The sequence below is a fragment of the Mucilaginibacter conchicola genome, from assembly GCF_003432115.1.
Classification (GTDB): domain Bacteria; phylum Bacteroidota; class Bacteroidia; order Sphingobacteriales; family Sphingobacteriaceae; genus Mucilaginibacter; species Mucilaginibacter conchicola.
Genome location: NZ_QWDC01000003.1, coordinates 423,519 through 450,512, shown reverse-complemented (window position 1 = coordinate 450,512; position 26,994 = coordinate 423,519). Strand labels below are relative to the sequence as shown.

Here is a 26,994-nt window from a genome sequence, read left to right as displayed (position 1 = left end):
CTAATTGCCGAAGAGCATTTTGCAGGTTATCTCCTTCCTCTCAAGCATCAGTTTTGTAAATTCTTCATCGCTGAGATTATAGAACTGCTTGTACATCGGCTTCATTATCAACGGGTAGATCATCATCGAGAACATATTCATGGCGAAATGTATAGGGTTCATTTTCTCTAACCGGCCCTCGTCCATTTCCTTCTGAATCTGTTGCGACAGATATTCCACCTTTTCGGTCATATCCGCTTTATGGTGCAGATTGCTATTCATATTCATTTCCGTGATAAGAAAAGCTTCCTGGTAAGGATATTCCATTGACTCGGCCATAAACAGATCAATGAAGTTCTCCATCTTTTCTCTAAAAGGCAGGTTGCTGTACATAACCTGGGTGAGGCGGTTATCCAGGTCATCCATTCCCTCTTCGTACACCTGTTTGATAAGAGCATCCTTAGAGCGGAAATAATAATTTACCAATGTGCGGTTAACGCCTGCTGCATCTGCAATGTCCTGTGTGGTAGCATGCAAACGCCCTTCTTTAAAAAATACGTGCTTGGCCGTATCCTTTATCAATTGTTCGGTACCTGTATCTCGGGTTGTCATTTTTGTTTGACAAAAATGTTAAACTTTAAAATCAAACTGAAATTTCAATTTCAAAATGGCACGTTTATGACAAGAATTGACGCAATTTACTATCAATATGTTACCAAAAAGCTAAAAAAATTACTTTTAACATAATCTTAACCGTATTGACTAATAAGATTTTCTGATAAAAACAGGCACGTATAGGCAAGAAAAGCCCGCCACTGTTTGGAATTAATCTAAATAAACTTACTTTTGCAAAAAAACCACGCGGTTTCGGACCCGCGTGGCCACCGGAAATTCCGGCTCACCTTTAACGTAGATTAAAAGTAATGCAATTTAAAAAAATTTTGCTTTTGGGTGTCGTTTGCACCCAAGCGTTAGCAATTAACGCATCTCCTCTAAAAGTAGTATCAGGAACATCTTTAAAAGCCTATGCAAAAACTCTACACACAATTTCTAATGATGACGAAAAAGAACATGGTTCTATCCGCGGCCGCATAACAACTGCCGACGGGAACATTGCTTCTTACGTTTCTGTAGTTCTTAAAGACACTAAATACGGTGCCGTATCTAACGAAGACGGCGAATACCATATCAAACGCGTACCTGCCGGCGATTATGTTATCGTTGTTACAGGCGTAGGTTTATACCCTGAAGAAAAACCGGTACACGTTAACAAAAATGCAACTGTTATCGCCGATTTCTCGCTTAGAGAAAATCAATCTCAATTAAACGAAGTGCAGGTAGTAAGCGCCCGCAAAAACAGGTTTAAAACCGATAAAACGTCAAGCTCATTAAGGTTACAATCACCTTTGATAGAGGTTCCTCAGAACATACAGATAGTGAGCAGCCAATTGATGGCAGATCAACAAGTGTTTGATATTGTTGATGGTGTTACCCGCAACGTGAGTGGTGCACAACGCGTTGGCCACTGGGATGCACAATACGCCAACATATTTATGCGTGGTACCAATATCCCTGCATTCCGTAACGGTATGAACCAGAAGATGCCATGGGGCCCGCTGGCTGATGATGCTTCTACCATTGACCGTATCGAGTTTGTTAAAGGCCCATCAGGCTTTATGATGGCCAACGGCGAACCGGGTGGTATCTACAACATTGTAACCAAAAAACCTACCGGCCAAAACCGCAGCTCGGTTAGCTTAAGTGGTGGTGGTTACAACCTTGCCCGTGCAGCTGTTGACATTGATGGTAAAATAACCGGCGATGGCAGACTACTGTTCCGACTTAACCTGGCAGCACAAACCAAAGGCAGCTTTAACAGATTCAACTATACCGATAAATACATTATTGCACCGGTAGTAAGCTACCAGATAGATAGCAACACGTTGGTTACTGCCGAGTACACTACTCAGCACGTAGAGGCGCTTGCGCTTGGTAACTATAGTTTTTCTCCAAAAGGTTTTGGCGATGTTCCCCCAAGTTTCTTCCTGGGCGACCCGGCACTTGACCCGGCTAAATTATACGACCATAACTTTACTTTTTACCTGAACCATAAAATAAACAACACCTGGAAACTTAATGCACAGGCAGCTTATATCAAATATGGTTTAAAAGGCGGTACACCATGGTTAACAACTATGGCCCCTAACGGCGATATGAAAAGAAACCTGAACATTAGCGAAGAACTGGCGATCAATAAAAATGCGCAGATCAGCTTATCAGGCGATGTAGCAACAGGTTCTGTTATCCACCGTATATTAACCGGTATTGATATGGGTAACCTTAAAACCTGGGGCGATTTCTCAAGCGCATCGCAGCCCGATCTGCAGTTAGCCGGCAATGTTCCATTTAATGTTTACAAGCCTATTTACGGTATACCTTTTGCCAACATACCTGTGTTTGATCGTTCGCGCAGCATACAAAACCGCTCTGGTGCAAACACTTACGCCACCAACCTTACCTACACCGGGGTTTACGCACAAGATGAGGTACGCATGTTTGACGAAAAACTGCGTGTAACTCTTGCAGGCAGGTTTACCCACTCTATCAGCGTAGGTAAAACATTTGCACAGCAAATTGATGATAATATTTTTAGCCCAAGAGCAGGCGTAAGCTATTCTATCACCGATAATTTTAGCGTTTATGGTTTGTATGATCAAAGCTTTTTACCGGTAGGTGGCGCAGGCCTTGATGGTGTTGCCTTTAAGCCTATCAGAGGTAACAATATCGAAGCCGGTTTAAAGAAAGACTGGTTTGGCGGCAGATGGAATACTACAGTTGCTGTTTATAAGATCACTAAAAACAACGTACTTACAACACTGAATCCTAACTCATCCGTTCCTGACCAGGTGCAGTTAGGCAAGGTGCAATCAAAAGGCGTTGAGTTAGATATTACGGGTGAGATTACCAAAGGTTTAAACCTGGTGCTTAATTATGCTTATACGGATGCCAAGGTAACAGAGGATAAAAATCCGCTTCTTGTGGGCAACGCGGTACCTAACTCTGCCAAGCACATCACCAATGGCTGGTTATCTTACCGTTTCAGTAAACCGGGTTCAATACTAAAAGGTTTTGGCTTATCGGGCGGTTACCAGATGCTGATTAACAGAAATGCAGGCACAACATCTGCGCCGTTAAAATTACCTGATTACTACCGTTTTGATGGCGGTGTATCATACGAAAAAGGCAAGATCACTGTGGCGGCTGTTGTTAACAATATATTCAACAAACGCATGTTTACGCAAGGTTCATTAACCAAAATAGATCCGGCCAAAGTAACCGCTACTTCGGTATCATACTACACCTACATCTATGAGATGCCGGTAAACGGCAGGTTAACCGTAACCTACAGGTTTAAATAAGAATATTACCCCCTAAAACGATCAGTAACAATGACAACGGAAAAGAACGCTAAAAAGAAGCAAAAAGATACGCTGTTTAAGCGCATCAACAACTGGCTCCATTTATGGCTGGGCCTTGGTTCGGGCATCATCGTGCTGATCGTTTGCTTAACCGGCTGTATATGGGTTTTTAATGAGGAGATCACCGGCCTGCTTGAGCCGAAGATGAACATCCCCTACCAGAACAAACCGGTACTAACACCGGGCCAACTGGCCGAGGTTGGGCAGAAAGCATACCCGGATATGGTTCCGTCATACGCCAGCTACCAGCAGGGCAAAGCAGTTTTCCTCAACTTGCGCAAGCCGGGTAAAATGGTACGCAAAGGCGGCGCAGGTGTGTTACTAAGGGTTGACCCATATAATGGCAAAATCATCAGCAGTAAAGTGAACAAAAAAGGCGAGACCGATTTTTTCAGGTTTATACTGAACGGGCACCGCGCGCTTTGGTTGCCTTATGATATAGGCAGGCCGATAGTGGATTATGCTACGCTTACGTTCACCATTATACTTATCACAGGCCTTATTTGGTGGTACCCTAAAAAGTGGAACAAATCAACCGTTGATAAAAGCTTTAAAATAAAATGGGGAGCATCGTTTAAACGCGTAAATCTTGATCTGCACAACGTGCTTGGTTTCTACGCCATGCTGTTTCTGCTTACTATTGCCCTAACGGGGATGGTTTTCGGATTACGCTGGTTTAGCGATGGCCTTTACTGGGTAACAACAGCCGGCGAAACCACAAAGGAAGCCCGCCGCTTAACATCAGACAGCACCTTTGCTGCCAAAGCTGAGGCGCCAAAAGCAGCAATGGATATTGTTTGGAATAAAGTACTGGCAGAGAATCCTAAGTCGCAAGGTTTTTATTATAGCTACCCGGACAGGTCGACAGCAGCATCAACCATTTACATTTCGGTTTACCCTACTGCCGGTCAGTTCTATAACAGCCGCAGCTATACGTTCGATCAGTATACCCTTAACGCCCTCGGTCGTGATGATGCCTACTCTATCCCTTATGATAAAGCCGGCTTTGGTCAAAAACTAAGGAAGATGAACTACGAGATCCACATCGGCGCTATCCTGGGTTTCCCGGGTAAGGTGCTGGCCTTTTGTGTAACATTGATAGGCGCAAGCTTACCCATAACAGGTTTCCTGGTTTGGTATGGGCGTAAGTTTAAGAAAACAAAAAAGAAACCATCACGCATTGCATCGCGAAGTAAAATTGAAAAAAGCGGTACGATAGTGATAGACAAAGGCATACCGGCATAACATTACTCCTTAAACATAAAAAAAGCCCCCGATATTTCTATCGGGGGCTTTTTTATTATGAAAATTATCGTGCAAGGTAACCGCCGTCAACATTGTAGTAAGCACCGGTTACAAATGATGCTTTATCTGAACTTAGCCATAGCACCAACTCGGCAACTTCTGCCGATTCGCCAAGGCGGCCTATGGGGTGCAGGGCGATCAGGGCTTCTCTTGCTTCCTGGCTCATAGAGCTTTCAACCAACGGCGTTTTAATAAAACCCGGACCAACCGCATTAATGCGAACGCCTTTCGCTGCGTACTCCACAGCCGATGCCTCGGTTAAACCGATAACACCATGTTTAGCAGCCACGTATGCTGATGAACCCGCAAAACCCACTTTGCCTAATATCGAAGCCATGTTAACGATATTACCACCGCCCGACTTAAGGATGGCCGGCAACTGGTAACGCATACCATAAAACACACCCGACAGGTTAATGCTGATCACTTTATCCCATGCATCCAGCGGGTACTCGCCGGCTGGCGCGCTTGGGCCGCCAATGCCGGCATTGTTGCAGGCAATATGCAGTGCGCCATATTTTTCGATAGTTTTTTGTACCAGCAATTCATTCTCTTCGGGTTTGCCGGTATCGGCTTTCACAAAGAAAGCTTCGCCACCTGTGGCAAGTATTTCGGCAACGGTTTCGTTACCACCTTTTTCAACAATATCGCTTACAATAACTTTAGCACCCGCAGCTGCATATTTTAAAGCTACTTCTTTACCTATACCAGAACCTGCCCCGGTTACCAGGGCTACTTTATCTTTTAAAATTGACATATCTCTATAAATTATAATTGATTAAAAACTTATGCTTGTGAAGCACCATCCACTAAATTAACAGTACCTGATACAAACTTGCTTTCGTCTGATGCCAGGAATACTACCATATCGGCAATTTCATCCGGCTGGGCGTAACGGCCAAAAGGGATAGTATTTTCTAACGCCTTTTTAGCACCCGCGCCATCGCCGTTGCCTATCCCCTCTTCCAGCGAACGCATCATGCGGTTATCAACCGCGCTTGGGTTTACCGTATTTACACGGATCTTGCGCGGCGCTGCCTCTAACGCAACAGAACGCATGGTGCCAATCACCGCATGTTTACTTGTATTGTAAGCGCTGGTACCGGGGCTGCCAATTACCCCCGCTACAGATGAAGTAATGATCAAACTGCCGCCATCATTCATTTGCGGTAAAGCATATTTACAACCCAGCCATACGCCTTTAACGTTAACAGCTATCACTTTATCAAACATCTCTTCGGGGTACTCGGTAATGGGCTTAACAACACCCTCAATACCGGCATTGTTAAAGAAGATATCTATTTTACCCAGGCGGGTTACGGTTTCATTTACATAGCGCTGCACATCGTCGCTTTTGGTAACATCAGCGGCAACGTAGCTCACATGGGGACTGTTTAAGGTTTCTACCGTTTGTTGCAAAGCTGCTTCCTGCAGATCTACCAGTACAACTTTGGCACCATTATCTAAAAATTTACGGGCGGTAGCAGCACCTATTGAACCGGCACCACCAGTAATAACTGCTACTTTATTCTCTAATCTTTTCATTGGTATTTCTTTTTTTGGTTACACAAAATTGCATAGCCACCAAACAGAAATACCGCACAATACGAACGCTTACAAGCACAATTTGAACCTACACGTTTCCTGACTTTCAGCCAACAAAACCTGCAGGCTCCGATGCTTTGAATTGCTCGGGCGTAAGGCCTGTGTGTTTTTTAAAGAAACGGGCAAAATAAGAGGGATCTGAATAGCCCAGGTCATAAGCAATCTCTTTTACCGATGAGCGGTGATGCATCAGCCCGCGCTTAGCCTCAATCAGCAGGAGTTGCTCTATCAGCTTGTTCATGGTAGTACCGGCGCGCTGTCTCAAGATCTCGTTTACCCTTTTGGGCGTAAGGCCTATCTGGCTCGCATAAAACAAAGCAGAGCGGTTCTCCTTATAATTCTCCTCAATCAATTGAAACAACTTTAGCATCCGTGTATCATCAATTTCTGCTGATGACGCATCAGCTTTGCTAAACCTAAACAGATGGGTAAGAAAAGCAGTAGTATATTTTAGTAACAAAGAAGTATCTGAGAGGTGGTTACTTTCCTGCATAATAAGGCTAAATAAGCTATTCATCAACTCCATTTTATCTGCGGGGAGAGCAATACCTTGATTATGAAACGGAGAAAACAACTGTCGCAGAAAAGGCTCTTCTATCTGTTCAAAAAACTCGCGCGAGAATACAATGGTCTTAGAACGGGGCAGTACAGCAGAAGGGATAGAATGTACCTGGTTTTTACCGATCAGAAAAACGGTATCCTTACGGATGGGGTAAGCTTCAAAATCGAGGTAATGTGTGCCACCATCTTCCTGAAACCAAACTATCGCATAAAAATTAATACGATGCTCTGTGGCGTGCTCACCAAAAGCTGGGCTTTTATCAGAAGCCAGAAACTGCACCGGCGGCAGTTGATGTAAGGGAAATTCTGTGAGCACTTGCTAAGCGTTTTGTACTGCGCGAAGGTAGTAAAAAGCCGAAACTCCTCGCGATTTCCGGCTTTGTTGTTGCCATTTCCCTTAGCAGAAAACAGCTGGGCTTAACCAGTTAATAGCAATTCATCCCCTTACGAACTGCACATAGCAGGCTAAACTCCAAGTTATAGTGGTGACTTTTTGGATACCCTTTAAATGCCTGCCTCAGGCCACCGGCCTGTGCCTCCATATTTATTGGCCGGCGACCTGAGCGGCTAAACGCAATGTTTGTGCAAAGAAAAAAAGATGAACCAACAACCGGAAGTTGTAACGATACAAAAGCCATCATCGTCGACAGAAGGGCAATAGGGCCGGATAGAAACCCTTTTTATTGGTTTATAACAGGTAAGGCATAGCAAAACATTGAACCATAGCCCGGAATACTCTCTGCCCATATCCGTCCGTTCATTTGCAGTATCATATCATGGCATATACTAAGTGCTATCCCCGCCCCGTGGTGGTTATCGGGTACAGGTTTGTCTTTTATCTTAAATAGCTGGTTTATTTGCTCAGCAGTCATTCCGGCTCCCTGGTCAGTAATAGTTAGTATTACTTCTTTGTTATCAGCCCTTGCAGAAACGCTTATAATACCACCATCAGGAGAGTATTTTGTTGCGTTACTAATGAGGTTACGGTTAACAAACAGCAACATTTGGTGATGTGCCATCAGTGTAAGACCGGTAGGTATGTTATTTTGCAAACTGATATTTTTACGCTGTTGGGCGTATAGGTAAACCCCATTGGCTTCAGCAATATTATTATGCAGATTAACCAGTTGCGGATGATAAACAAAGTTGCGCCGCTCGCTTTGCGCCCATAATAAGAGCCCCTCTAACAGGCCGATGCTTTTTGAAGCTGTTTCGCGCAGCCCAAGCATTATCATACCCAACTCCTCACCCGAAATGTGTTTACTTTTTAATTTAAGTACCTCAGAAGCCATTATTATCGAAGAAAACGGTGCCCTCAGGTCGTGCGATAAAACAGATAGTATCTTATCCTTAAACTTATTCAGTTCGGTAAGCCGTATAGCCTGCCGGTTTACAGCGGTGGTATCAACCGCGAAACCAATTATACCACCTGCAGTTGTCTGGTCTGGTAAAACGGTAGTATCAAAATAGAATTTATCATCGTTTACAGCAAATGCATTAACCGCCCTTGCAGCTTTGCCCCCCATAGCCTGCCGAAAGGCGTTTGTTAGATCTGGCGCAAGCTCAAAAGCGTTAACACCTATCAACTGGTCGTTACTCCAATCAGGAACGTCATCTAAACCGGCGCCAATAGAGTTCGTAATTTTCCCATCAGGATCTATCTGGTATAAAATAATTGGAAGGTTGTTAAGCAGCCCTTGCAGAAAGTGTTGGCTGCGTTCAAGTGCATCCAGCGTTTCCTGCAAACGGGTATTGTGTTTTTTGGATCGCTGTAAACTTAAAGCTATCAATACAGCAATAATAATTACAAGCACAACCAAAGTGGCTATCAGCGCTATTGAGATTTTTTTTATCTCGTTATCCTTGGCAAATAACACCAGTTGCTGGTGCTGTTTACTCACCTGGAACGATTTTTCCATGTCTGCATAGGCTAACCCTTTTGTGGTAAATTCAATAGAATCTTTTAATTGGTTGAATCTTTTAAGCGCCGAATACGCGGCAAGCGGCATATCATTTTTATCAAAATACTGCCAACGCAGATAATACCAGTCCTTAACAGACATTGCATTAACATCATGTAACGCCTGCTGCCTCTCCAGATGTTCTTTTGCTTGTATAAATACGCTATCGGCTTCCTTATTACGTTTAGTTCTCAGGTAAAGCTTTGCCAGTTTAAGTTCAGCTGTAATAGCATCATTTACATCATAGCCCGGGCGGTTGTTAATAGCTATGCTTGCTTTTAAAAAATGTTCAGATAGCGAGTATTTATTTTCCCTTTCATACAGTCCGCCTAAATTACCATAGATCATCCCGCGGGCTGCTCCTGCCCTCTTAGCGTTCTGATGCAATTTATCTATCGCCACCAATGCTTTATTATAGTAAGCCACGGCGCTGTCTGCCATATTAGATTGCTCGTAGGCAAGCGCTATAGTGTTTAGCATGCCATGTGGTTCATAAGCGTCACTATCTGCGCAGAAACTACGCTTTATTAAAGCTTCTTTTATATAGGGTACTGCCTCTGTAAATTTGCCTTGCCTGTATTTAACAAGCCCAAGTTGATTATTGAATTGCAGCAACGCGCACCCATCATTAAGTTGACGGGCCAACAAAAACCCATTATAATAGCGATCAAACGCATCATTATAACGGCGTTCTTTCATCAGGCGGTTGCCATCGGTTAGCAGGCGCTGCACTTTACTTTTTTGGTTGTTTATCGATTTAGTTTCTGATCTATTGCATCCTGTTAAAGCAATGTTCAACACAAACAAGCTCAATAACCAAAAGCTCAATAAAAATGCACCGCGCTGCATAGCAATAATTAATAGGTATCAATTGGGTAATAATACTATTATTTACTAAATTTCGATGCAAATTTATTTTCAAGTTAAATCAACTCTCCTATTAAGGAAAAAATATTTACCCTGTTACTAAGAGATTGATTTAGCTGCCGATAATTTGTACATTTTACTATTACTGACCCCTATTAGTTAAACTTACCCATGAAGCTCAATTGTATCATAATTGATGACGATGTTGCTGTTGCAGCTTATTTGCGCGATTTTATTGCTCAAATACCTTTCTTAAATCTTGTTGCTACCTATGATGACCCGCTGGAAGGACTCAACAAATTGGAGCAACAGGATGTACAATTATTATTACTTGATATTGGCATGCCCTGCCTAAGCGGCATTAACCTGGCCCGCCTGTTACATGATCAACTGGGCGACAATGCACCGCGCATTGTATTTATAACCGGGTTTGAACGCTATGCCCTTGAGGGCTTCGACTTAGATGCGATGGACTATATCCTGAAACCCGTTACTTTTGACAGGTTTCTTAAAATGGCTTACAAAGCAAAAGCTTATTTTAGCAAACAAACAGCCACAGCAAACTACCAGGATCATGATTTTATATTTCTGCGAGTAGAGCAGGAACTGGTGCGGGTATATATCAAAGACATACTTTACATGGAGAGCCGTAAAGATTACGTACAGGTGCACTTACAACCCGATGATAGGGTGATAACCGCATTAGCTACCATGAAAAGTATGGAAGAGAAACTACCGGAGAAAGCATTTTTACGCGTACACAGGTCTTTTATGGTATCGCTTGATAAGATAACTGCCATACAGCACCAAACTATAAGGATAGGCAAAGCTTTAATACCGGTAAGCGATCAGTATCGCGAACGTTTTAAAACCTTTACAAAGCAGTGGTTTTAAATAAAGCTGTTTCGTCTGCCCTTAAGCGGGTTTCGTCGCTCAAAGCACACCTTCTGCCGTTAGCGGTTTAAAGTTGATTACCAGAACACTTTTTTTGCATCAAAAAGGTGCTTGATGACGAGTGCGCCGCACCTGTCATCAACTTTCGGCTAACAACATGCAACCGCTCAAATCATTAAACTATGCGCAAAGGGCAGCGCTACTGCACAATTTGCTCATAACCGATATTCCTGATTTCCTTAGCTTTTTATATGAATACACTGAAACCGTGCAGGACAAAAGTGCAGAAATACGCAAAACATGGACAGAGCAACCTTTGGTTGCCGACCTGTGGATAAGCCTTGCCTCAACTATTCAGAAACTGTTAAACGAGCGCTCTGTTGAACTACACAATCAAAGTCAAAGCTTCTCAGAATTATTATTCAGAGATTTTGAGGCCATATTCTCTGTACATGTACTTTTAAAATACATTAAAAAAGAAACAACAAGTGCAAAGTTCAGGCAGGCGGCAGAGTTACTGTTTATTTAGCGTTACGCCGCCGATATCTTCTTACCAAAATTGCCCGGGCTGATGCCTTTAATGCGTTTAAATGTTTTAGAGAAATGGCTTACATCAGAAAAGCCAAACTCGGCGGCTATATGTTTCATTTGCAGGCCACTGGTAAGCAGGCGCTTCTCTATCAGTTCGGTGCGGTAATTATCCAGGTAATTGCGGTAGCTGATATTGAAATGGCGTTTAAAAAAGTTGCTGAAATAGGTTTCTGATATATTAAAGTAAGCAGCAACGTTTTTTATAGCCGTCTTATCGCGGTCATATACATTCTCGTGGATATAAGATATGAGTTGTTGGTGGTCAAAGTTTCTGATCACGCCCGCAAGCAGGCAATGGCTCTGCAAGTACTCTTTCATTATACCAAATATGGTAAGCATCTGGTAGTATACTATCGGGCTATTCTCCAGGCTATGCTGCCTGCTGTAAGCAACTATATTGATCACTGTAGAACGCAGGATATCTTTACAAGGATCGCCGATGTGCAGTTTGCCTTCTTTGAGATATTTTAACCGCATGATCATCTCCGGCGCACCAATGTTAAATTCATCGCGCGAGAAATGCTTTCTGCTTTCGAAATAACTCTCAGTGAATTTAATGAACGTAAAATGTGTACGCCTGGCTATCTCAAAATAATGCAGATCGCCGGGGGCAAGCAAGAACAGATCGCCGGCCTCGTATGGGATACGGCTTTCATTGAATATATGGTGCCCCTTGCCTTTGTGGATATACACCAGTTCATAGTAAGTATGATAATGCGGTTGGTAGTCATACTCGTCTATTTCATGGTCGTGAATGGCAAGCGGGGCAAACTGATTCAGCGTTTTCATACTGAAAGATGCATACAAAAAAATGAAAGATTTATACCAACAGCCAAAAGCCTGTTGTTTTTACATTTGGGCGATATTTGAACACAGTAATGGACAAACGCATTTTACCTTTAGCTATAGGCGGCCTTGGCATAGGCACCACAGAGTTCACCATCATGGGCCTGCTGCCCGATGTTGCCGGAAGCTTACATATTGATATACCCCAGGCCGGCCATTTCATTTCTGCTTACGCATTGGGCGTTGTGGTGGGTGCGCCTATCCTCATCGGCAGCAGCGTAAAACTAAAGCCAAAAAAAGTGTTGATAGGCCTAATGGTGATGTTTACCATATTTAATGCCTTATCAGCAGCGGCAAACTCCTATGGCCTTATGCTGGCTGCAAGGTTTTTATCGGGCCTGCCGCATGGCGCATTTTTCGGTGTGGGTACGGTAGTAGCTACTAAACTGGCAGGTAAAGGCAAAGAAGCTAAATACATTGCTTTGATGTTTACCGGGCTAACCATTGCTAACTTGCTAATGGTGCCTGCTGTTACCTACATTGGCCATAACTTTCATTGGCGCTGGTATTTTGGGATAGTGGCTTTTGTTGGCCTGCTTACCCTGTTAGCCCTTTATTTTTGGTTGCCAGACCTTCCGGGTAAACCGGATGCCGACTATCGCCAGGAGTTACAGTTTCTGCGTAAACCCAAACCGTGGTATCCGTTGCTGATTACCGCTATTGGTTTTGGCGGCTTGTTCTGCTGGTTAAGCTATATCAATCCTTTAATGACCAAAGTGGCAGGCTTTAAACCTACCGAGATACCTTACATTATGGTATTGATAGGTTTGGGCATGGTATTGGGCAACCTGGCCGGTGGTATTATTACCGATAAGATCGGCGCAGGCAAAACTACGGCTTATGTCATCATATCATCGGCATTGGTGCTATTATGTATCTTTTTACTATCGCCCATAAAGGGCTTTTCATTGGTGCTTACATTCTTGTGCCCCTTTGTACTAATGGCATGTAACGCTCCGGTAAACATGATGGTGATAGATGCATCGCCAAATGCCGAGATGATGGGTGCCGCGTTTATGCAGGCCGCTTTTAATGTGGCTAACTCGGCCGGTGCATATTTGGGTGGCCTACCTATTGCTTACGGCTTAACATACAATTACCCATCGTTAGTTGGTTCGGGTATGGCTGTTATCGGTTTCCTTATTGTGCTGGGTTATTTAAAGCGTTATGGCAACGCCAAATTTGCACATGTAGCTGCAGGGCATTAAGCTTTTACAAAAACTTCGGTCATGTTTATTTTTCTTTGTAGATATCAAATTTACTGAAAGGTACCTTACCGAAGCTTTTTACTGTTTTTACAGTAGTTTTTGATTTCTCAGGGTCGGAAACGTGATAGCTCTCGCCGCCATCTTTAAACAGATACCAGCCTTTATCTGCGGGTGAGTATTTAAAGGTGATGATGCGTGTCCAGCGCCAGCCGCTGCCACCATAGTGCTCTACTGAAAAATAGCCGTTTTTTATAGTGATCCCCGTGAACGGATCGCCCATTTGCCCGCCGCAATCCACACAATAAACAGCGTTATCACTACGCGCATCAAGTTTATAACTGCCGTCAGCGTTACCGGTAAGAATAAGCAACGGGCGTTTCTCAGGGTGATCTATCACATCTGATGTCTTTTCCTCTCCTGTTTTAAACAGCACCATAATGGCATCGGCATAAGCATCTTTATTCAAATTACCTTTGGTGACGTTAAGCGCCTCGTATCCTCTCGGGATAAATCTCTTAAGTTCAGACGGAACATCAACAGGCTGTGTAGGGGCTTGTGCCAAGGCCGAAGTAGTAACTAAACAGGTAAAGAGAACTGATAAGATAAAATGGAGCATTTTGATACCAATTGATGAATGCTTGCTTTTGATAAACAATTAATGCCAAACATGTTTTAAAGAGCTTTTTAAACATGCATGAGCAATTGCCACTTTGGCTATAATTAAACGCCCGGAAACTCGTATTTTCGCCAGTAACAAGTTGATATCCGGTTGTGTTAAGCCGTATTTCTAAAAATTACAAATATTTACATGAGCAACCAGGTAGCTAACGCTGAACAAAAAAAAAGAGGAAATAGAGTCGCATTAATTTTTATTGCAAAATTATTTCTCATCTACTTTTTACTGCACGAAGCAAACAGGTTCATGTTTAGTGCAACTACACCGGGCGGCAGGTTTTACAATGATTTTATTGCTGCGCACTTAAATTATGTACAAGGTTTAAGAAACCTGCTTATTATCCCCAGTACCTGGATAATAAAAGCTTTTGGATTTATAACCTACTATAACGCCACTGAAATTATGGTTATAGATGGCCCCATCCTCAGCATTAATTTTGATTGCCTTGGCTTATATATTATGAGTTTCTTAGTTGCGTTTGCTATCGCGTTCCCTGCGCATTGGAAATCAAAATGTAAAATACTTGCCATCACTATACTATCGGTATATGTTTTAAACGTGATAAGAATATCAGCTTTGGGTGTTTTGTTAAAGGCTTACCCTGCTCAACAAGCGTATTTTGATTATCATCATGAAGCCTTTAGCATAGCAGTTTACGTGGTGATATTTTTCATCTTGTATTCGTGGATCAAAAAAAACGCGCTCATAAAAGCTGTACGTTAGTTTCAACAAAAGCAAACCACCACTCACCGCATACCGTTTCATGCTTTAATCCTAAAGCCGTTATTATCTGGTTTGAACAAATCTGTACCTAAAACTGTTGATAGATCATGTATCAACAAAAACGATTGCTTACACCAATAAATAAAATACGTTTCTTAATTACAGGGATTGCACTATGCACGGGCTTAATGACTGCTTGTAACCAGCCAGACAAAAAGCACGACATTGAACAACAGGATACTTCAGTAAACAAGGAAGTTACTAAAGCAACACCTGATACTACAAGCATGACCCTTCCGTTGCTTGATGCTCTTTTTTATGAAAAAGACTTCGGCACATCACTCAAAAGTCAGTTGGGTTTATCTGCCGAACAAATAGTTAAACTAAGAAATGCTGCGCACAACTCGGTAGCAGGCTTAACCGAGGATGGTGCTATTGACGCATCATCTGCACGCACAGCAACGCAGCAATACCGCGAAAAAATAAAAGAGATATTGGGTGATGAAAAAGCGCAACAACTACTACAGTTTGTAAGCGACCGCTACAGCAAAGGCGTAGAGGGCCTTGCTCCTACTAAACCTAATTTTATACCTACTGATACGCGGATAGTGGTAAATGCGCCCGCCTTCAGGATGGATATATTCCGGGATGGCAAGCTGGTAAAAACCTTTAAGGTGGGGATAGGTTACCCTGAGTTTCCGTTACCTACGGGTATGCGCCGCGCCGATACCATTATTTTTAACCCTACCTGGACACCACCCGATGAGCCTTGGGTAAAAGGAAACTTTGCGCCCGGCAGAAAAGTTGGCGCCGGCAATGAACTTAATCCGCTCGGGTTGATAAAAATCCCTATCGGAATGCCATCATTGATACATGGCGGTAAAAAATTGGAAAAGATAGGCAACTTTGCGTCGCACGGCTGTGTGGGCCTAACTAACAGGCAGGTGGTTGATTTTGTGCCGCTGCTTGCGCAATTAGGTGGCTCGTCATTATCTGCTGATAGTATTAAATTGCTGCTCAAAAACAGGTCAAAAACCAGATCGGTAATGCTGCCTACACGCGTACCTATTGATCTGCGTTACGAGACCATTGTAGCTGAAAACGGAGGCCTTAACATTTACAGGGATGTTTATGAGCGCGGCACCAATACACTTGATAATGCCAAAACAGTACTTGCCGCGTACTCTATTAATTACGATCAGTTAACAGAACCAGAAAAGACTGGTTTAAACGAAGCCCTTGAAGAAATGAACCGCGATGCAAAGGGTAAGCCTATAGCTACAGAAAGCCTTGCACCTGCTAAAAACGGGGTACCAGCCAGTAAACTTGCCCGCTCTAAAAATGGCAAGATCACATCAAGTGTAAAAGGCCAAAAAGTTGCGCAGGTTGCTATAGCTGCACTGCAAGGTAAGGGGTATCCGGCGCCTGTTGCATTAAGTGATGGCAGCGCAGGAAAAACTAAATAAGATCAACCTGCTTTAAACGCTTTCATCCAGGTATAAACGTAACAGCCTGCACAAAAACCGGCAAACGATTCAAGACCGGCAAAAACGAGCAGAACAGAGGTGACAATTTTTGCTTCAAGCACAAGGCCAAAAAGCAGCAGTGTAAGAATAATGGCCGAGAAAATTGCCCCCATTAAAGCTGCGAAGCGTTTAGGCCCGCGGTCTGTTAGTTTGCTTTTTAGGTTCAGCAGCTTCACCACTTGCCCCGCTATTAAAGCAAGCGGGCTGTAAGGTTGCAGGTTAAGCCCCCGTAATGCAAAATCAAATAAGAGAATTGCCGGCAACACAGGGTTGCCGGTAACTAATACCGCGACGGCAAACAGGATAACAAAAAAAGCTACCACGCGTACCCGTGTTTCATCAACCTTTACGCCATCTATGGGGCATTCTAATTTGCTTTGCATGTTATAAGTTTATGTTGTGCGTATTTTTGTTTTCGCACATTACAAAGGTACTATGTGTACTGCCAATACTTTTAACCGAGCCCAGTTTATTAAAAACAAAATCCTGGTAGTGCTTCATATCACGGGCGTAAACTTTTAGTAGAAAATCGTAATCGCCAGATATATTGTAGCACTCTACCACCTCGCTAAGCTGCATAATATCCCGCACAAAATCGCTACCGATGGCTTTATCGTGTTGTTTTAGTTTGATGTTGCAGAAAATGATCAAACCGTAATTCAGCTTCTCGGCATCCAACACGGCAATATACTTTTTTATGAAGCCGCCATTCTCCAATCTTTTCAAACGTTCAAAAACCGGCGATGGCGAGAGGTTGACTTTCGCAGCCAGGTCTTTAGTAGATATGTTGGAGTCTTCGCCCAACAGGCGCAGCAATTGCAGGTCGGTATGGTCAAGTAATTCGGTCATAGAATAAAGCACTTTTTGAGCAATAAAAACAAACCAATAAAAGTTTATTTAACTTAAATTATCGTCAAATATATTTTATTCAACTTAAATAAACATCATTACAAAGTGTTTAAATCTTAATATATAGCTTTGAACAGTATTTATATATAATACAGAATAGTTCTTTACACCATAAATCAACTGTAAATGGTTTCCGGCGAAAGCCGGGATTAAAAGGGAACCGTGTGTAAATCACGGGCTGTCGCGCAACTGTAAGTAACCTAAAAGTTTCTGTCATGCTATGTCCACTGACCGCCAATTGGCCGTTGGGAAGGACGCCGGAAATGTTACAAGCCAGGAGACCTGCCTTTTACTTACAGACAATGCTTTCGCGCAATAAAGCAAAAGGTCTCTGATGATGCATTTAACCAGGCAAATCCTTTGCCTGCAATGCCATCGTATGCCCCTTTTGCCCAGGCGTTTAAAAGCCTTGTATTAAGCATTTTAACATTTCACCTTTTAAATTATTAAAAAGATGCTAACGCAAAACCTGGGTTACCCGCGCATTGGTGGCCAACGACAATTAAAAAAAGCCTGCGAAAGTTATTGGGCGGGCAAAATAAGCCTTAAAGATCTGCACCAGATAGCCCGCAGCATTCGGGAGGAAAACTGGCAAACACAACTAAACGCCGGGATAGACCTTATCCCCTGCAATGATTTTAGCTATTATGATCAGGTACTGGATATGAGCCTACTGCTGGGCAACATCCCTGAACGTTACGCGCCCGTATTATCGCAAGTTGCAGATAATACCGAAATAGACCTGTACTTTGCCATGGCACGTGGCTACCAAAAAGATGGTCTGGACATTACCGCCATGGAGATGACCAAATGGCTGGATACCAATTACCACTATATAGTGCCGGAGTTTAAGGCCAAACAAAAGTTCAGGATCTTTTCTGAAAAGCTGTTTGGCGAATACAATGCAGCTAAACAATCTATTGGTGATAAGGCCAAACCGGTATTACTTGGCCCGATAAGCTACCTGTTGGTAGGTAAAGAAAAAGAAGAAGGCTTTGACCGCATTGAGTTGATAAAAGAACTTGTTCCGGTTTATGTAGAGATCATTAACCGCCTTAAACAGCAAGGTGCTACATGGATACAACTGGATGAGCCGGCCCTGGCACTTGACCTTTCCAAAAAAGAAAAAGAAGCATTTGAATTTGCTTACCGCTCTATAGCTAACCGCGTAAGCGGCGTTAAAATACTGGTGGCTACCTACTTTGAAGCATTGTTAGATAATACCCAATTGGCCGTAAACCTACCTGTGACTGCCCTGCATATTGATCTGGTACGCGCACCCGAGCAATTGGACGAAGTATTGGCTTTAATTCCCCTCAATCTGCAACTCTCGTTAGGCGTTGTTGATGGCCGTAATGTTTGGAAAAACAACTATGAGCTTTCATTGGCGCATATCAATAAAGCCGTTGAAAAATTAGGTAGTGATAGAGTGCTCATCGCACCATCGTGCTCTCTGTTACACAGCCCGATAGATCTTGACCTGGAAACCAATATAGACCCCGAAATAAAAAACTGGATGGCCTTTGCCAGGCAAAAACTAAACGAAGTAGCTGAGCTTAAGCAAATAGTTGCGGGCAATAACCATTTATTAGCGATTAACAAGGCCGCCATACAAAGCCGCCGCACATCGCAAAAAGTACACAAACAAGCGGTTAAAGACCGTGTGGCTGCTATAACAGAGGCCGATGCAAGTCGTAAAAGCGCTTTCCCGGTACGCCAGCAATTGCATCGCGAGCGCTTTAATTTCCCGGCTTTTCCTACAACTACTATTGGGTCGTTCCCGCAAACAGATGATATACGCCGGTTGCGAGCCAGTTTCAAAAAAGGCGAAATCACACTTCAACAATATGAAAAAGCTATTGAAGATGCTACGGTTGAAGTTATACGCTGGCAGGAAGATGCAGGGTTGGATGTTTTGGTACACGGCGAGTTTGAGCGTAACGATATGGTGGAGTACTTTGGCGAGCAACTGGATGGCTTCCTGTTCACCAAGAATGGATGGGTACAAAGCTACGGCAGCCGCTGCGTTAAGCCACCGGTTATTTTTGGTGATGTGAGTCGCCCGGCGGATATGACCGTACGCTGGACCAGCTTTGCTGCACAACAAACTAATAAGCCTATGAAAGGCATGCTCACCGGCCCGGTAACTATTCTGCAATGGTCGTTTGTACGTGATGACCAGCCGCGCGATATCACTACCTGCCAAATTGCTTTAGCCATCCGCGATGAGGTTTTGGCGTTAGAAAAAGCCGGCGTAGGTATTATTCAAATAGATGAAGCTGCCATCCGCGAAGGCCTCCCTTTGCGCAAAGCCAAACATCCGCATTACCTGGATTGGGCGGTTAAGGCCTTCCGCGTTACGGCGGGTGGTGTTGAGGATAAAACACAGATCCACACGCACATGTGTTATAGCGAGTTTAACAACATCATTGAGCATATTGCCGCCATGGATGCCGATGTGATCACCATTGAAACCTCACGTTCGCAGATGGAGCTCTTACATGCCTTTGCACATTTTGAATATCCTAATGAGATAGGCCCCGGCGTGTATGACATCCACTCGCCTCGTGTACCAACAACCGGAGAGATGGTATCGCTACTCACCAAAGCCGCTGATCTGCTACCTGCCCAAAACTTATGGGTAAACCCCGATTGCGGCTTAAAAACCCGCAAGTGGCCCGAGACAAAAGCCGCCCTTATAAACATGGTAGCCGCCGCCAAAGAGGCCCGCAAGATCATAAATATAGAGGCCGCTATATAAATGCAAATAAAACAGTGAGTGCAGATAGCGCCTCAGCTGTTTTTCATTTATGTCCGTTTTAAATTGTTACATTTAAACCATGAACGCAAAACCTAACCTACCCAATAAAACCACACGTGCCACAGTCACTACACTGGCTTTGAAAAATGCCGGAGTGGTATTATTGAACAACTACATCCCAATACTTTTTAATCGACTTGGTTTAACTAATGAAAATCAATTTATTGATAACCAGGCTGCCGGCAAGGCTGTGCAATACCTGCAATTTTTAATTACAGGGCAAAGTGCTACAGAAGATATATGCCTGCCGCTTAATAAAGTATTATGCGGTTTACCACTGGCACAGTCTGTACCGCAAGAAATTGACATAAGTAATAATGAACAACAATTGATAGAAGGGCTAATTAATGCTGTTATTAACTATTGGAAGGATATAGGGACATCTTCAGTATCGGGTTTTAGGGGTAACTGGTTAATACGCGAGGGACTGCTTACAGAAACGGAAGAGCGCTGGGAACTTACAGTAGAAAAACGCCCTTATGATCTGCTCATCTCTCGTTCATCTTTTTCATTCTCAATAATTAAACACCCATGGATGCCAAAACCGCTACATGTTAACTGGCCCTATTAATAAGTTATCATACCTTAACTATCAGCTAAAAATAAAAGCCTGTAAGTAAATAAACTTACAGGCTTTTTTACATTATTTACCAGGCTGCCTCTTATTGTAAACTCGGCCTACCTTCATACTTAAAATAAGCAGAATAAAAATTTAACATACTGATTATAAGCATTTTTGCTATTTTAGAGGAAATTTCTAAACTAACCTTTTTTCACAATGAAACAATTTTATGCTGTAATGATCAGCCTCATTTGCGCTACATCCACTTTTGCGCAAGACACTACTAAAATCCCTAAAATTGCCGATTCGAACGCTGCATTTACCAACCCTGACGGAAAACAGGTGGCAACCCCCGCACATTGGAACCGCGTTTTAAACAATGTATTCGGAAGGTTATTAGGTAGTGCCGGCAACCCAACAACCATAGGCAATTACGCAAGCTTTGAACCGGTTAACGGATCATTTGCCTTCAAAGGGAGTGTTGCAATAGGTAACAAAGATAATATCAGAATGAGCTATCTGTCCATCTCTGCCAATGGCGACTTGATTTCTAAAAGTTACGCAGCACTATTTAACAATAGTAAACTCAATACCAATAGCGGTATACAATTAGAGTATCATTTCCGTATCAGCAAAAAAAACAGTTTTACCTCAACAACCGATAATGAAGCCCGATATTATTTCGACGAATGGGCTTCAAGAGATTCAATGGTAAAAGCAAAAAACAACTATATCAACGAGATCAATGAAATATCCAATAAGCAGGTGATACTTGATTATAAAATTGGTGTTGGAAATGTACAAATTGAGGTGCTCGAAAAAGAAGTAAACCAGTGCCGGGCCGATTTACTTAAACTTGGGCAGGATGTTGCTTCTACACCCGATAAAAGAAAGGAAGCATTAGAATCACTTGATAAAAAAACGAACGAACTTACAACGCTGCGAAAAAACCAGGTAAAACTCACGTATAAATCAGACTCTTTACAGGTTTTAGCTAAATTAAAACAAGACCTTGTAAGTTGGTATATATCGAAACAAGATACCATTCACGGTAAGCGTAAAGATAAATTATTGGAACGCTTTCAGGTTTCGGGCGTCAAATTCACCTACCTTACTGTAACCGCAGGTACCGGAAAAACCACTTACTACACATTTGCGGCCGATAAGCCTTTTAACCAGCAATTAACCAAAGTTGATACGGCAACTTACCGGCTGGGATTAATCCTTAACCATTACAACCAAAATAGCCTGCGTGGAACTGCCTGGTTCTTTAATTTGGGTGTGGCTTGGGAAAAAACCAACAATACAGCTTTACTGGGTACAACAGAGGTTTCGCAAGAAGCTTCTTTTAAAAACGCCACCGGAGATACTGTTAGAAAAGTAGCCAAAAAATATAATGCTTATACAGATCCGGTTGATAATTACAGGCAATGGCAAATTTCCGGTAATGCTTACTACTTGTTCGCAAACCGTACAAACGGGATCCACTTATTCCCATCTTTTTACATGCCCGATAAAAAACGAGGTTATTTGAATGCAGGGTCGGCTACCTTGTTTCTTTCATCAATTCAAAAAAAGACCAACCGGTGATCAATTTCGAAGGTTATTTCCAATTTAACGACGTGTTTAACAGTGTAAAAAACGCATCCACTACTTTCTTTGACAGAAATGAAATCGGCATCCGCTTTACAGTTCCATTTACATCTTTATAAAACTTTAAATTATTATGAAAACCAAACCTAACCCAAAAAACAAGTTAACAAGCCCGTTAAAAAGACTAAGATTTTTGCAAGACCGTACTAACGGGAAAACGGCCCCGGGCAGTAACTTGAGCCTGCAATTAAATAACCTTAAGTTTGCTAACTTATCCCTTCAAATTAGTGATACACCCTATGCAATAAAAGGTGACTTCATGGCATTGTGTAAATCAGAAAACTACAAACCATTAACAGGTTGGGTTTCTGAAGAACAGGCAAGGGCAGTAAAAGCAAAGCACGAACAAGACAAGATTGATCATACCGTAATAATTAATAACAGGCATTCTATTTGATATTTGCTGTATGTTGGTCAAAGACCAGTCTTAGAATAGTTGATACTTATTTCCGCATTTGTTGATTTATAACGGATTGTGATAGATTTCCTATTAAAAGATCGTTACAGCAACGCTACACTTACCTGTGCGGCTAAGCTGAAAATATCTTACACACATTTTTCAGCTTAAGCGGCCGGCATGAGATTGGCCAATTTAGGTGATTACCCAAAAGGTAACGGGCGCGCCGGGGTGAGATACGGGGCGCTTTTTTGTATTAGCCAGATTGCGGCATGCCAAAACACAAAAACCTGTAAGTTATTAGGCTTACAGGTTTTATTCGCTATTCAGCATGTTTCTTATGCGGTGGATCGCCAATCTCTGCTCCATAACAAGGAGCCGATAAAATAATTTGGTATTTCCAGAGGATGTGTTAATCACCAAGAACACGCCACAACCCAAACAACATATTACGATTAAAAATTTATCAAAATCATATTATTTCGAAATGTTGCTGCAATATTTACGGAACGCATAAATAGTTTAACTTTTTTTAGGGTATAAATACCGCTCATTTACTTTTAATACGATCTGATTTTGACGATTGGGGCAGGCACTTGTGAGCAAATTGACAAACTCTTCAAAACTTTTACTTTGATCATAAACATTGCCGGCTAACTCCAGATAATCTAACATCTGCTGATACAACTCAGGCCCACCGGGTGCTCCATGTCCCGGCAAGATATGATCATAAGCTTTGCTTTTCTGCAAGGCTTTAATATCGTTTCTCCATGTCTCAAAAGCCATCTCGCCTAAAAACGCATGAATATTGTTATAGATCAGATCCTGCGTGATAATAACACCGTGCTTTGGGAAGGCGATCATTAAAGCATCGGCTGTTTCGGCATTCGTTGAATGGATAAACTCTATATCTACTCCATCTATAACATCGTAACCCGGCGCAATAACGATCTCGGGCTTATGTACCTTACCGGGCACCAGTTCGCCCAGGCGAGGATGCATAGCTTTTACGTAGGCATCACCGGTGGCAGCTATCATTTCTGCTGTTTGATGCAATGCCGAAACTTTAATGTCAAATACCTGCGCGCCGAAATAATGATCGGGATGGTGATGGGTTACATAAAGCCAGGTAATGGGTTTGCCAAGTTCAGCAGCGTAACCGGCAACTTCTTTAGCGTATGGGATAAGCAACTGCGCATCTACCAGCAAAAGCTGGGTGGGCAACTCCACTATATGGGAGTTTACCGACCAGCCATTTTCCGGGCTTGTATAAGTATGAATGGTAAGATCATTAACCTTTGTGACAGCGAAATTTCCTTGCATATTCTCAAAATTTATCGGTTAATAAAAACTGGCTGATGTATCCGGCAGAAATATCCGGGTATTGATGCTGAGGAGCATGCCCGGCCTGCGGTAATACCACCAATTGCAAATGGGCAAGTTGCTGGTTAAGCGCATACCAGTTCTCGACGGCGAAACAAACGTCGTGGTCGCCCATGAGCAGAAAAATTGGTTTTTTGTGTTTGATGATCTTGTCCCGTATTTTCAATTCATCAGCACGGTAGCCTTTGCCGCCTTCAAAATACTCTTTAAAAACCGGCTCGGGTACCGGAATATCCAGATCGGTCTCACGGCTTTTAATACGGGCTCTTGATGCAGCAGCGAGCTCGCGGCTCAACTCAGACCGTGGTTCAAAAAAGGCTATATAATCGTCGTTCAGGTCGTTTTCGCGAACGGCAACCTCGTAAAATACCTTCTCTACAGGATGTGGATTATCGCCCGGAGGCGGCGTGCCTATCAGCACAAGGCGCTCGGCATAATCGGGATAAAGTGCAAAAAATGTTTGCGCAACCATACCACCGTATGACCAGCCACCAACCGCATGCGGACTAAGGTTTAATCCCTCAAGCAGGTCTTTTACATCCTTGGCTGTGGTGGGTATATCTGATACAGCAACCTTGCCTGTTGAGTGGCCTATGCCCGTATAATCAAACAAGATAACTTGCAGGTGCCTGGCAAGGGCGTCAATAAACGCCGGATCCCAGGTATCCAGATTTCCTTTAAAACGATTGCACAACACCAACGCCGGGCCCTTGCCGATAACCCGATAAGCAAGACTACGGCCATTAACCTCAACCAACCTGGTTGTTGCCGTTAAACAGGTACTATCGGCGTTATTAAGATTTTTTTGTTTTTCCATGGTATTAAAATTTAGTGTTATAGGTGGTAGGTAAGATCACTTAAATCAGCCCAAATGGCCAGATCGAGCATGTTAGGCGTGCCGTCATCATTGCGATGGTACATGCGCCTCACAGTGCCGATCCTGAGACCCTGAGCCTCGCGATAATCGTAGATGTACTGGGCAACATTGAAGGTATTTTTCTCTTCAACTGCTACATCTACCGTATAATCCTGGCGGCGCAGCAGGTAGTTGTCATCAAAGTAAAATTGCTGCACTTTGCTATGGCTCAGCATATCATCGGGAAAAGTAACCTCTAACACGCGCCAGGTCTCGTTGCGCTCTGTATAGGGGGCTATCTCTTTAACCTGTATACCCGGCAACAACATAAAAAACGGGAAGTTGATGTATTGCCAAAGAGCATATCCGTTAAAGGTTGCTAAACCCAGCGGCCCCCATAAACCGTGCTTCATTTCCTGGTGAAGGCTATGTGCATCGCCTTTTCGTTCGGCTATGATTTGCCCACTCTCATTTTCAATGGCTACCCTTTGGGGGGTAATGTCAGAGAAGGCATCAGGTGCGCCAAATGGTTTAACGCCGGCGCGCTGCTCATGCAACCAAGCCGTAACGGTTCTTTCCGCCCTGTTTTGAGGCAATTGCTGTAATGTTACCAGTGTACCTCCACCTATCATAGTGACGGATACTTTTTTGTATTTCTCCCAGTTCTCACGACCGCCATGTGCGGCAAGAATGTTCTCTAATAATTCCATAATCGTTTTTGATAGTTAAATGCTTTATAATTTTATTGCTGCTTTACACTTACGCTGTCTTCAACCGCTTTCTCGACCAACTTTTCTACCTTTTGATCAAGCCCAAGGCCTACCTCGGTTATTTGGGGGATACCAAACTGGCCGAAAAGATCAGATGGTTTATCATATTCTATCGTAGTTCGGTTTTGTCCATCCGTATAAACCAGTACGCGCAGAGGGGCATAAAGCGCAGCCCGGATATCATGGCGGGTCATGGAGAACGCGATCAGAGGGTTGCCAATCAGATATTGTTTGGCAAATCGCTTCTCGCCTATCAGGTTAAATAATGAGCCATGATCCTGGATATCAAATATGATAAGGTCCTGGTAGCCCTGCAACGTTTCGATGTGGCGGCGGGTGCCTTCCGGGTCGGTAACAATATTGGTCACATCACTTTTGGTGATCCTGCCGGCGAGCTTTTCAAAGGCATTAGTAAAGTCTGTAAAACCGGGTTTTACGATTGTACTTATATGGGTTACTTGCATTTTATGGTTATTGAGTTTAGAATTTGAACAAACGCAGGCCCATTTAAGGGCCTGCGTTAGGGGTAAAAAATAACTATATCAATTCGAGGCTCAATACATCGATCCCTATGCGGATAGGGTCTAAAAGCGGTGTATTATCTTGCTGAAGGGTATAGATGCGGCGCTTTGTTGGGAGTTTGATACCATTAAATTCCTGTATATCGTGAACATAATGCGCAGCCCCGCGGCCATTGAGGGTTATTGTCCAGTAATCATTTCGCCTTAGCAAACCGTCGTTTGCATCAAAGTAGAATATCTGGCGCTTTGATTGTTTTGCCAGGTGATCAGGGAAGATCACTTCCAGTCTGCGCCAGGTTTCGCCGTTCTCTTTCCAAGGTTCTATCTCGGCGTAGGTAACACCATCTGCTGCCAACACAAATGGTGTAGAAAAATAAGTCCAGATACCGCTGCCGCTAAAATAAAGCGTTTGCGGGCGCGACCATGGTTTACCGTAGTGCCCTTCAAAAGATAGTAGCGGATCATATAATTCATCAATAACATTTCCGGCCGAATCTTTCACCGCTACATAATCTGTGGTAAAAACAGCATCAGTATCCGGCTCAAAAATGTGTTGATAGGTAATATGCTGCCTGCCAATGCCGATGTCTGCAATGATATCATTGGTAGCTCCCTCCTGCCCCTGGTCTTTCCAGGTGCTGCCAAACATGTGCAAGTGAGTAACTACCCGGCCAAATTTGTTCCATTGTTTTAATCCGCCGTGGGCGTCAATAGCAAATGCCAATAGGTCTTTTCCGTCGTTGTTCATAGATGTTTTGTTTTTGGATAGAAAAACAAACTCCAATCCAATAAACAACAAATTGATATTCAATAACTTAAATAAAAACTCAAAAGATAAATTACTTTATTTAGCAATTCAGAAATCAATATTTACGATAAAATGTAAATGCACACGAGGCTC

25 protein-coding genes and 1 riboswitch are annotated in these 26,994 nt (G+C 43.0%); of the genes, 11 read left to right on the top strand and 14 right to left on the bottom strand.

The genetic code is table 11. From position 1 onward, the window contains the following. Entirely contained in the window at positions 1–591 is a 591-nt protein-coding gene (locus D0C36_RS18625) for a TetR/AcrR family transcriptional regulator (RefSeq protein ID WP_117393164.1), read from the bottom strand. Positions 592–902: 311 nt separating this feature from the next. Here D0C36_RS18625 and D0C36_RS18620 point away from each other — a divergent pair, with 311 nt between their 5' ends. Further along, positions 903–3,398 (top strand): TonB-dependent receptor, encoded by a 2,496-nt coding sequence (locus D0C36_RS18620; RefSeq protein ID WP_117393163.1) that lies wholly within the window; start codon positions 903–905, stop codon positions 3,396–3,398. 30 nt (positions 3,399–3,428) lie between these two features. Next, on the top strand, positions 3,429–4,703 hold the full coding sequence (locus D0C36_RS18615) for a PepSY-associated TM helix domain-containing protein (protein ID WP_117393162.1): 1,275 nt from the start codon (positions 3,429–3,431) through the stop codon (positions 4,701–4,703). A gap of 64 nt (positions 4,704–4,767) precedes the next feature. Here the strand turns inward: D0C36_RS18615 and D0C36_RS18610 are convergent, their stop codons facing one another. The 4 genes from D0C36_RS18610 to D0C36_RS18595 form a co-directional block, all read right to left on the bottom strand. Beyond that, on the bottom strand, positions 4,768–5,520 hold the full coding sequence (locus D0C36_RS18610; protein WP_199502059.1) for an SDR family NAD(P)-dependent oxidoreductase: 753 nt from the start codon (positions 5,518–5,520) through the stop codon (positions 4,768–4,770). Between the two features lie 29 nt (positions 5,521–5,549). Beyond that, the gene (locus D0C36_RS18605) at positions 5,550–6,308 is read right to left on the bottom strand and encodes an SDR family NAD(P)-dependent oxidoreductase (protein WP_117393161.1); all 759 of its coding nucleotides are present in this window, start codon (positions 6,306–6,308) and stop codon (positions 5,550–5,552) included. A gap of 106 nt (positions 6,309–6,414) precedes the next feature. After that, the gene (locus tag D0C36_RS18600) at positions 6,415–7,245 is read right to left on the bottom strand and encodes a helix-turn-helix domain-containing protein (RefSeq protein WP_117393160.1); all 831 of its coding nucleotides are present in this window, start codon (positions 7,243–7,245) and stop codon (positions 6,415–6,417) included. Between the two features lie 364 nt (positions 7,246–7,609). Then, on the bottom strand, positions 7,610–9,739 hold the full coding sequence (locus D0C36_RS18595; protein WP_117393159.1) for an ATP-binding protein: 2,130 nt from the start codon (positions 9,737–9,739) through the stop codon (positions 7,610–7,612). A 189-nt stretch (positions 9,740–9,928) separates the two neighbouring features. On the opposite strand from D0C36_RS18595, the gene D0C36_RS18590 reads away from it, so the two are divergent. After that, a complete protein-coding gene (locus D0C36_RS18590) occupies positions 9,929–10,651 on the top strand; it encodes a LytR/AlgR family response regulator transcription factor (protein ID WP_117393158.1) in 723 nt (240 codons plus the stop codon). A gap of 157 nt (positions 10,652–10,808) precedes the next feature. Continuing rightward, positions 10,809–11,180 carry a hypothetical protein gene (locus tag D0C36_RS18585; RefSeq protein WP_147322041.1) on the top strand — a complete coding sequence of 124 codons (372 nt, stop codon included), beginning with the start codon at positions 10,809–10,811 and terminating at the stop codon, positions 11,178–11,180. Between the two features lie 2 nt (positions 11,181–11,182). Here the strand turns inward: D0C36_RS18585 and D0C36_RS18580 are convergent, their stop codons facing one another. After that, positions 11,183–12,031, bottom strand: coding sequence for a helix-turn-helix domain-containing protein (locus D0C36_RS18580; protein ID WP_117393156.1), 849 nt, complete (start codon positions 12,029–12,031; stop codon positions 11,183–11,185). 89 nt (positions 12,032–12,120) lie between these two features. On the opposite strand from D0C36_RS18580, the gene D0C36_RS18575 reads away from it, so the two are divergent. Further along, a complete protein-coding gene (locus D0C36_RS18575) occupies positions 12,121–13,296 on the top strand; it encodes an MFS transporter (protein ID WP_117393155.1) in 1,176 nt (391 codons plus the stop codon). A gap of 25 nt (positions 13,297–13,321) precedes the next feature. Here the strand turns inward: D0C36_RS18575 and D0C36_RS18570 are convergent, their stop codons facing one another. Continuing rightward, positions 13,322–13,912: a hypothetical protein gene (locus D0C36_RS18570; RefSeq protein WP_147322040.1), complete on the bottom strand. Its 591-nt coding sequence runs from the start codon at positions 13,910–13,912 to the stop codon at positions 13,322–13,324. A 192-nt stretch (positions 13,913–14,104) separates the two neighbouring features. Here D0C36_RS18570 and xrtY point away from each other — a divergent pair, with 192 nt between their 5' ends. Further along, positions 14,105–14,695 (top strand): exosortase Y, encoded by a 591-nt coding sequence (gene xrtY / locus D0C36_RS18565; RefSeq protein ID WP_117393153.1) that lies wholly within the window; start codon positions 14,105–14,107, stop codon positions 14,693–14,695. Between the two features lie 188 nt (positions 14,696–14,883). Next, the gene (locus D0C36_RS18560; RefSeq protein ID WP_158557144.1) at positions 14,884–16,161 is read left to right on the top strand and encodes a L,D-transpeptidase; all 1,278 of its coding nucleotides are present in this window, start codon (positions 14,884–14,886) and stop codon (positions 16,159–16,161) included. 2 nt (positions 16,162–16,163) lie between these two features. Here the strand turns inward: D0C36_RS18560 and D0C36_RS18555 are convergent, their stop codons facing one another. Together D0C36_RS18555 and D0C36_RS18550 are read right to left on the bottom strand one after the other, a co-directional pair. After that, positions 16,164–16,604: a DUF4395 domain-containing protein gene (locus D0C36_RS18555; protein ID WP_117393151.1), complete on the bottom strand. Its 441-nt coding sequence runs from the start codon at positions 16,602–16,604 to the stop codon at positions 16,164–16,166. A 1-nt stretch (position 16,605) separates the two neighbouring features. Then, on the bottom strand, positions 16,606–17,070 hold the full coding sequence (locus D0C36_RS18550; protein ID WP_117393150.1) for an Lrp/AsnC family transcriptional regulator: 465 nt from the start codon (positions 17,068–17,070) through the stop codon (positions 16,606–16,608). 170 nt (positions 17,071–17,240) lie between these two features. Further along, positions 17,241–17,434, top strand: a riboswitch (cobalamin riboswitch). Positions 17,435–17,584: 150 nt separating this feature from the next. On the opposite strand from D0C36_RS18550, the gene metE reads away from it, so the two are divergent. From metE to D0C36_RS18530, 4 genes are all read left to right on the top strand, one after another. Further along, complete coding sequence (gene metE, locus D0C36_RS18545) at positions 17,585–19,891, top strand: 5-methyltetrahydropteroyltriglutamate--homocysteine S-methyltransferase (RefSeq protein WP_117393149.1); 2,307 nt, start codon at positions 17,585–17,587, stop codon at positions 19,889–19,891. Between the two features lie 79 nt (positions 19,892–19,970). Beyond that, positions 19,971–20,522 carry a contractile injection system tape measure protein gene (locus D0C36_RS18540; RefSeq protein WP_117393148.1) on the top strand — a complete coding sequence of 184 codons (552 nt, stop codon included), beginning with the start codon at positions 19,971–19,973 and terminating at the stop codon, positions 20,520–20,522. A 207-nt stretch (positions 20,523–20,729) separates the two neighbouring features. Next, on the top strand, positions 20,730–22,103 hold the full coding sequence (locus tag D0C36_RS18535) for a hypothetical protein (protein ID WP_117393147.1): 1,374 nt from the start codon (positions 20,730–20,732) through the stop codon (positions 22,101–22,103). A 136-nt stretch (positions 22,104–22,239) separates the two neighbouring features. Beyond that, positions 22,240–22,563: a hypothetical protein gene (locus tag D0C36_RS18530; protein ID WP_117393146.1), complete on the top strand. Its 324-nt coding sequence runs from the start codon at positions 22,240–22,242 to the stop codon at positions 22,561–22,563. A 522-nt stretch (positions 22,564–23,085) separates the two neighbouring features. Here D0C36_RS18530 and D0C36_RS18520 read toward each other — a convergent pair. The 5 genes from D0C36_RS18520 to D0C36_RS18500 all read right to left on the bottom strand — a co-directional run bounded on the left by D0C36_RS18520 (position 23,086) and on the right by D0C36_RS18500 (position 26,841). Next, positions 23,086–23,886 (bottom strand): MBL fold metallo-hydrolase, encoded by an 801-nt coding sequence (locus D0C36_RS18520; protein WP_117393144.1) that lies wholly within the window; start codon positions 23,884–23,886, stop codon positions 23,086–23,088. A 4-nt stretch (positions 23,887–23,890) separates the two neighbouring features. Next, positions 23,891–24,763: an alpha/beta fold hydrolase gene (locus D0C36_RS18515; RefSeq protein WP_117393143.1), complete on the bottom strand. Its 873-nt coding sequence runs from the start codon at positions 24,761–24,763 to the stop codon at positions 23,891–23,893. Positions 24,764–24,780: 17 nt separating this feature from the next. Then, entirely contained in the window at positions 24,781–25,512 is a 732-nt protein-coding gene (locus D0C36_RS18510) for a hypothetical protein (protein WP_117393142.1), read from the bottom strand. 32 nt (positions 25,513–25,544) lie between these two features. Then, a complete protein-coding gene (locus D0C36_RS18505) occupies positions 25,545–26,036 on the bottom strand; it encodes a DUF302 domain-containing protein (RefSeq protein ID WP_117393141.1) in 492 nt (163 codons plus the stop codon). Between the two features lie 73 nt (positions 26,037–26,109). Next, positions 26,110–26,841 (bottom strand): hypothetical protein, encoded by a 732-nt coding sequence (locus tag D0C36_RS18500; protein ID WP_117393140.1) that lies wholly within the window; start codon positions 26,839–26,841, stop codon positions 26,110–26,112. Between the last annotated feature and the right edge of the window lie 153 nt (positions 26,842–26,994).

Coding starts and splice junctions, on each gene's coding strand:
- D0C36_RS18605 (WP_117393161.1), bottom strand. CDS start 6,308: ATGAAAAGATTAGAGAATAAAGTAGCAGTTATTACTGGTGGTGCCGGT.
- D0C36_RS18500 (WP_117393140.1), bottom strand. CDS start 26,841: ATGAACAACGACGGAAAAGACCTATTGGCATTTGCTATTGACGCCCAC.
- D0C36_RS18585 (WP_147322041.1), top strand. CDS start 10,809: ATGCAACCGCTCAAATCATTAAACTATGCGCAAAGGGCAGCGCTACTG.
- metE (WP_117393149.1), top strand. CDS start 17,585: ATGCTAACGCAAAACCTGGGTTACCCGCGCATTGGTGGCCAACGACAA.
- D0C36_RS18625 (WP_117393164.1), bottom strand. CDS start 591: ATGACAACCCGAGATACAGGTACCGAACAATTGATAAAGGATACGGCC.
- D0C36_RS18505 (WP_117393141.1), bottom strand. CDS start 26,036: ATGCAAGTAACCCATATAAGTACAATCGTAAAACCCGGTTTTACAGAC.
- D0C36_RS18610 (WP_199502059.1), bottom strand. CDS start 5,520: ATGTCAATTTTAAAAGATAAAGTAGCCCTGGTAACCGGGGCAGGTTCT.
- xrtY (WP_117393153.1), top strand. CDS start 14,105: ATGAGCAACCAGGTAGCTAACGCTGAACAAAAAAAAAGAGGAAATAGA.
- D0C36_RS18510 (WP_117393142.1), bottom strand. CDS start 25,512: ATGGAATTATTAGAGAACATTCTTGCCGCACATGGCGGTCGTGAGAAC.
- D0C36_RS18620 (WP_117393163.1), top strand. CDS start 903: ATGCAATTTAAAAAAATTTTGCTTTTGGGTGTCGTTTGCACCCAAGCG.
- D0C36_RS18515 (WP_117393143.1), bottom strand. CDS start 24,763: ATGGAAAAACAAAAAAATCTTAATAACGCCGATAGTACCTGTTTAACG.
- D0C36_RS18530 (WP_117393146.1), top strand. CDS start 22,240: ATGAAAACCAAACCTAACCCAAAAAACAAGTTAACAAGCCCGTTAAAA.
- D0C36_RS18570 (WP_147322040.1), bottom strand. CDS start 13,912: ATGCTCCATTTTATCTTATCAGTTCTCTTTACCTGTTTAGTTACTACT.
- D0C36_RS18535 (WP_117393147.1), top strand. CDS start 20,730: ATGAAACAATTTTATGCTGTAATGATCAGCCTCATTTGCGCTACATCC.
- D0C36_RS18580 (WP_117393156.1), bottom strand. CDS start 12,031: ATGAAAACGCTGAATCAGTTTGCCCCGCTTGCCATTCACGACCATGAA.
- D0C36_RS18595 (WP_117393159.1), bottom strand. CDS start 9,739: ATGCAGCGCGGTGCATTTTTATTGAGCTTTTGGTTATTGAGCTTGTTT.
- D0C36_RS18550 (WP_117393150.1), bottom strand. CDS start 17,070: ATGACCGAATTACTTGACCATACCGACCTGCAATTGCTGCGCCTGTTG.
- D0C36_RS18560 (WP_158557144.1), top strand. CDS start 14,884: ATGACTGCTTGTAACCAGCCAGACAAAAAGCACGACATTGAACAACAG.
- D0C36_RS18590 (WP_117393158.1), top strand. CDS start 9,929: ATGAAGCTCAATTGTATCATAATTGATGACGATGTTGCTGTTGCAGCT.
- D0C36_RS18555 (WP_117393151.1), bottom strand. CDS start 16,604: ATGCAAAGCAAATTAGAATGCCCCATAGATGGCGTAAAGGTTGATGAA.
- D0C36_RS18615 (WP_117393162.1), top strand. CDS start 3,429: ATGACAACGGAAAAGAACGCTAAAAAGAAGCAAAAAGATACGCTGTTT.
- D0C36_RS18520 (WP_117393144.1), bottom strand. CDS start 23,886: ATGCAAGGAAATTTCGCTGTCACAAAGGTTAATGATCTTACCATTCAT.
- D0C36_RS18575 (WP_117393155.1), top strand. CDS start 12,121: ATGGACAAACGCATTTTACCTTTAGCTATAGGCGGCCTTGGCATAGGC.
- D0C36_RS18540 (WP_117393148.1), top strand. CDS start 19,971: ATGAACGCAAAACCTAACCTACCCAATAAAACCACACGTGCCACAGTC.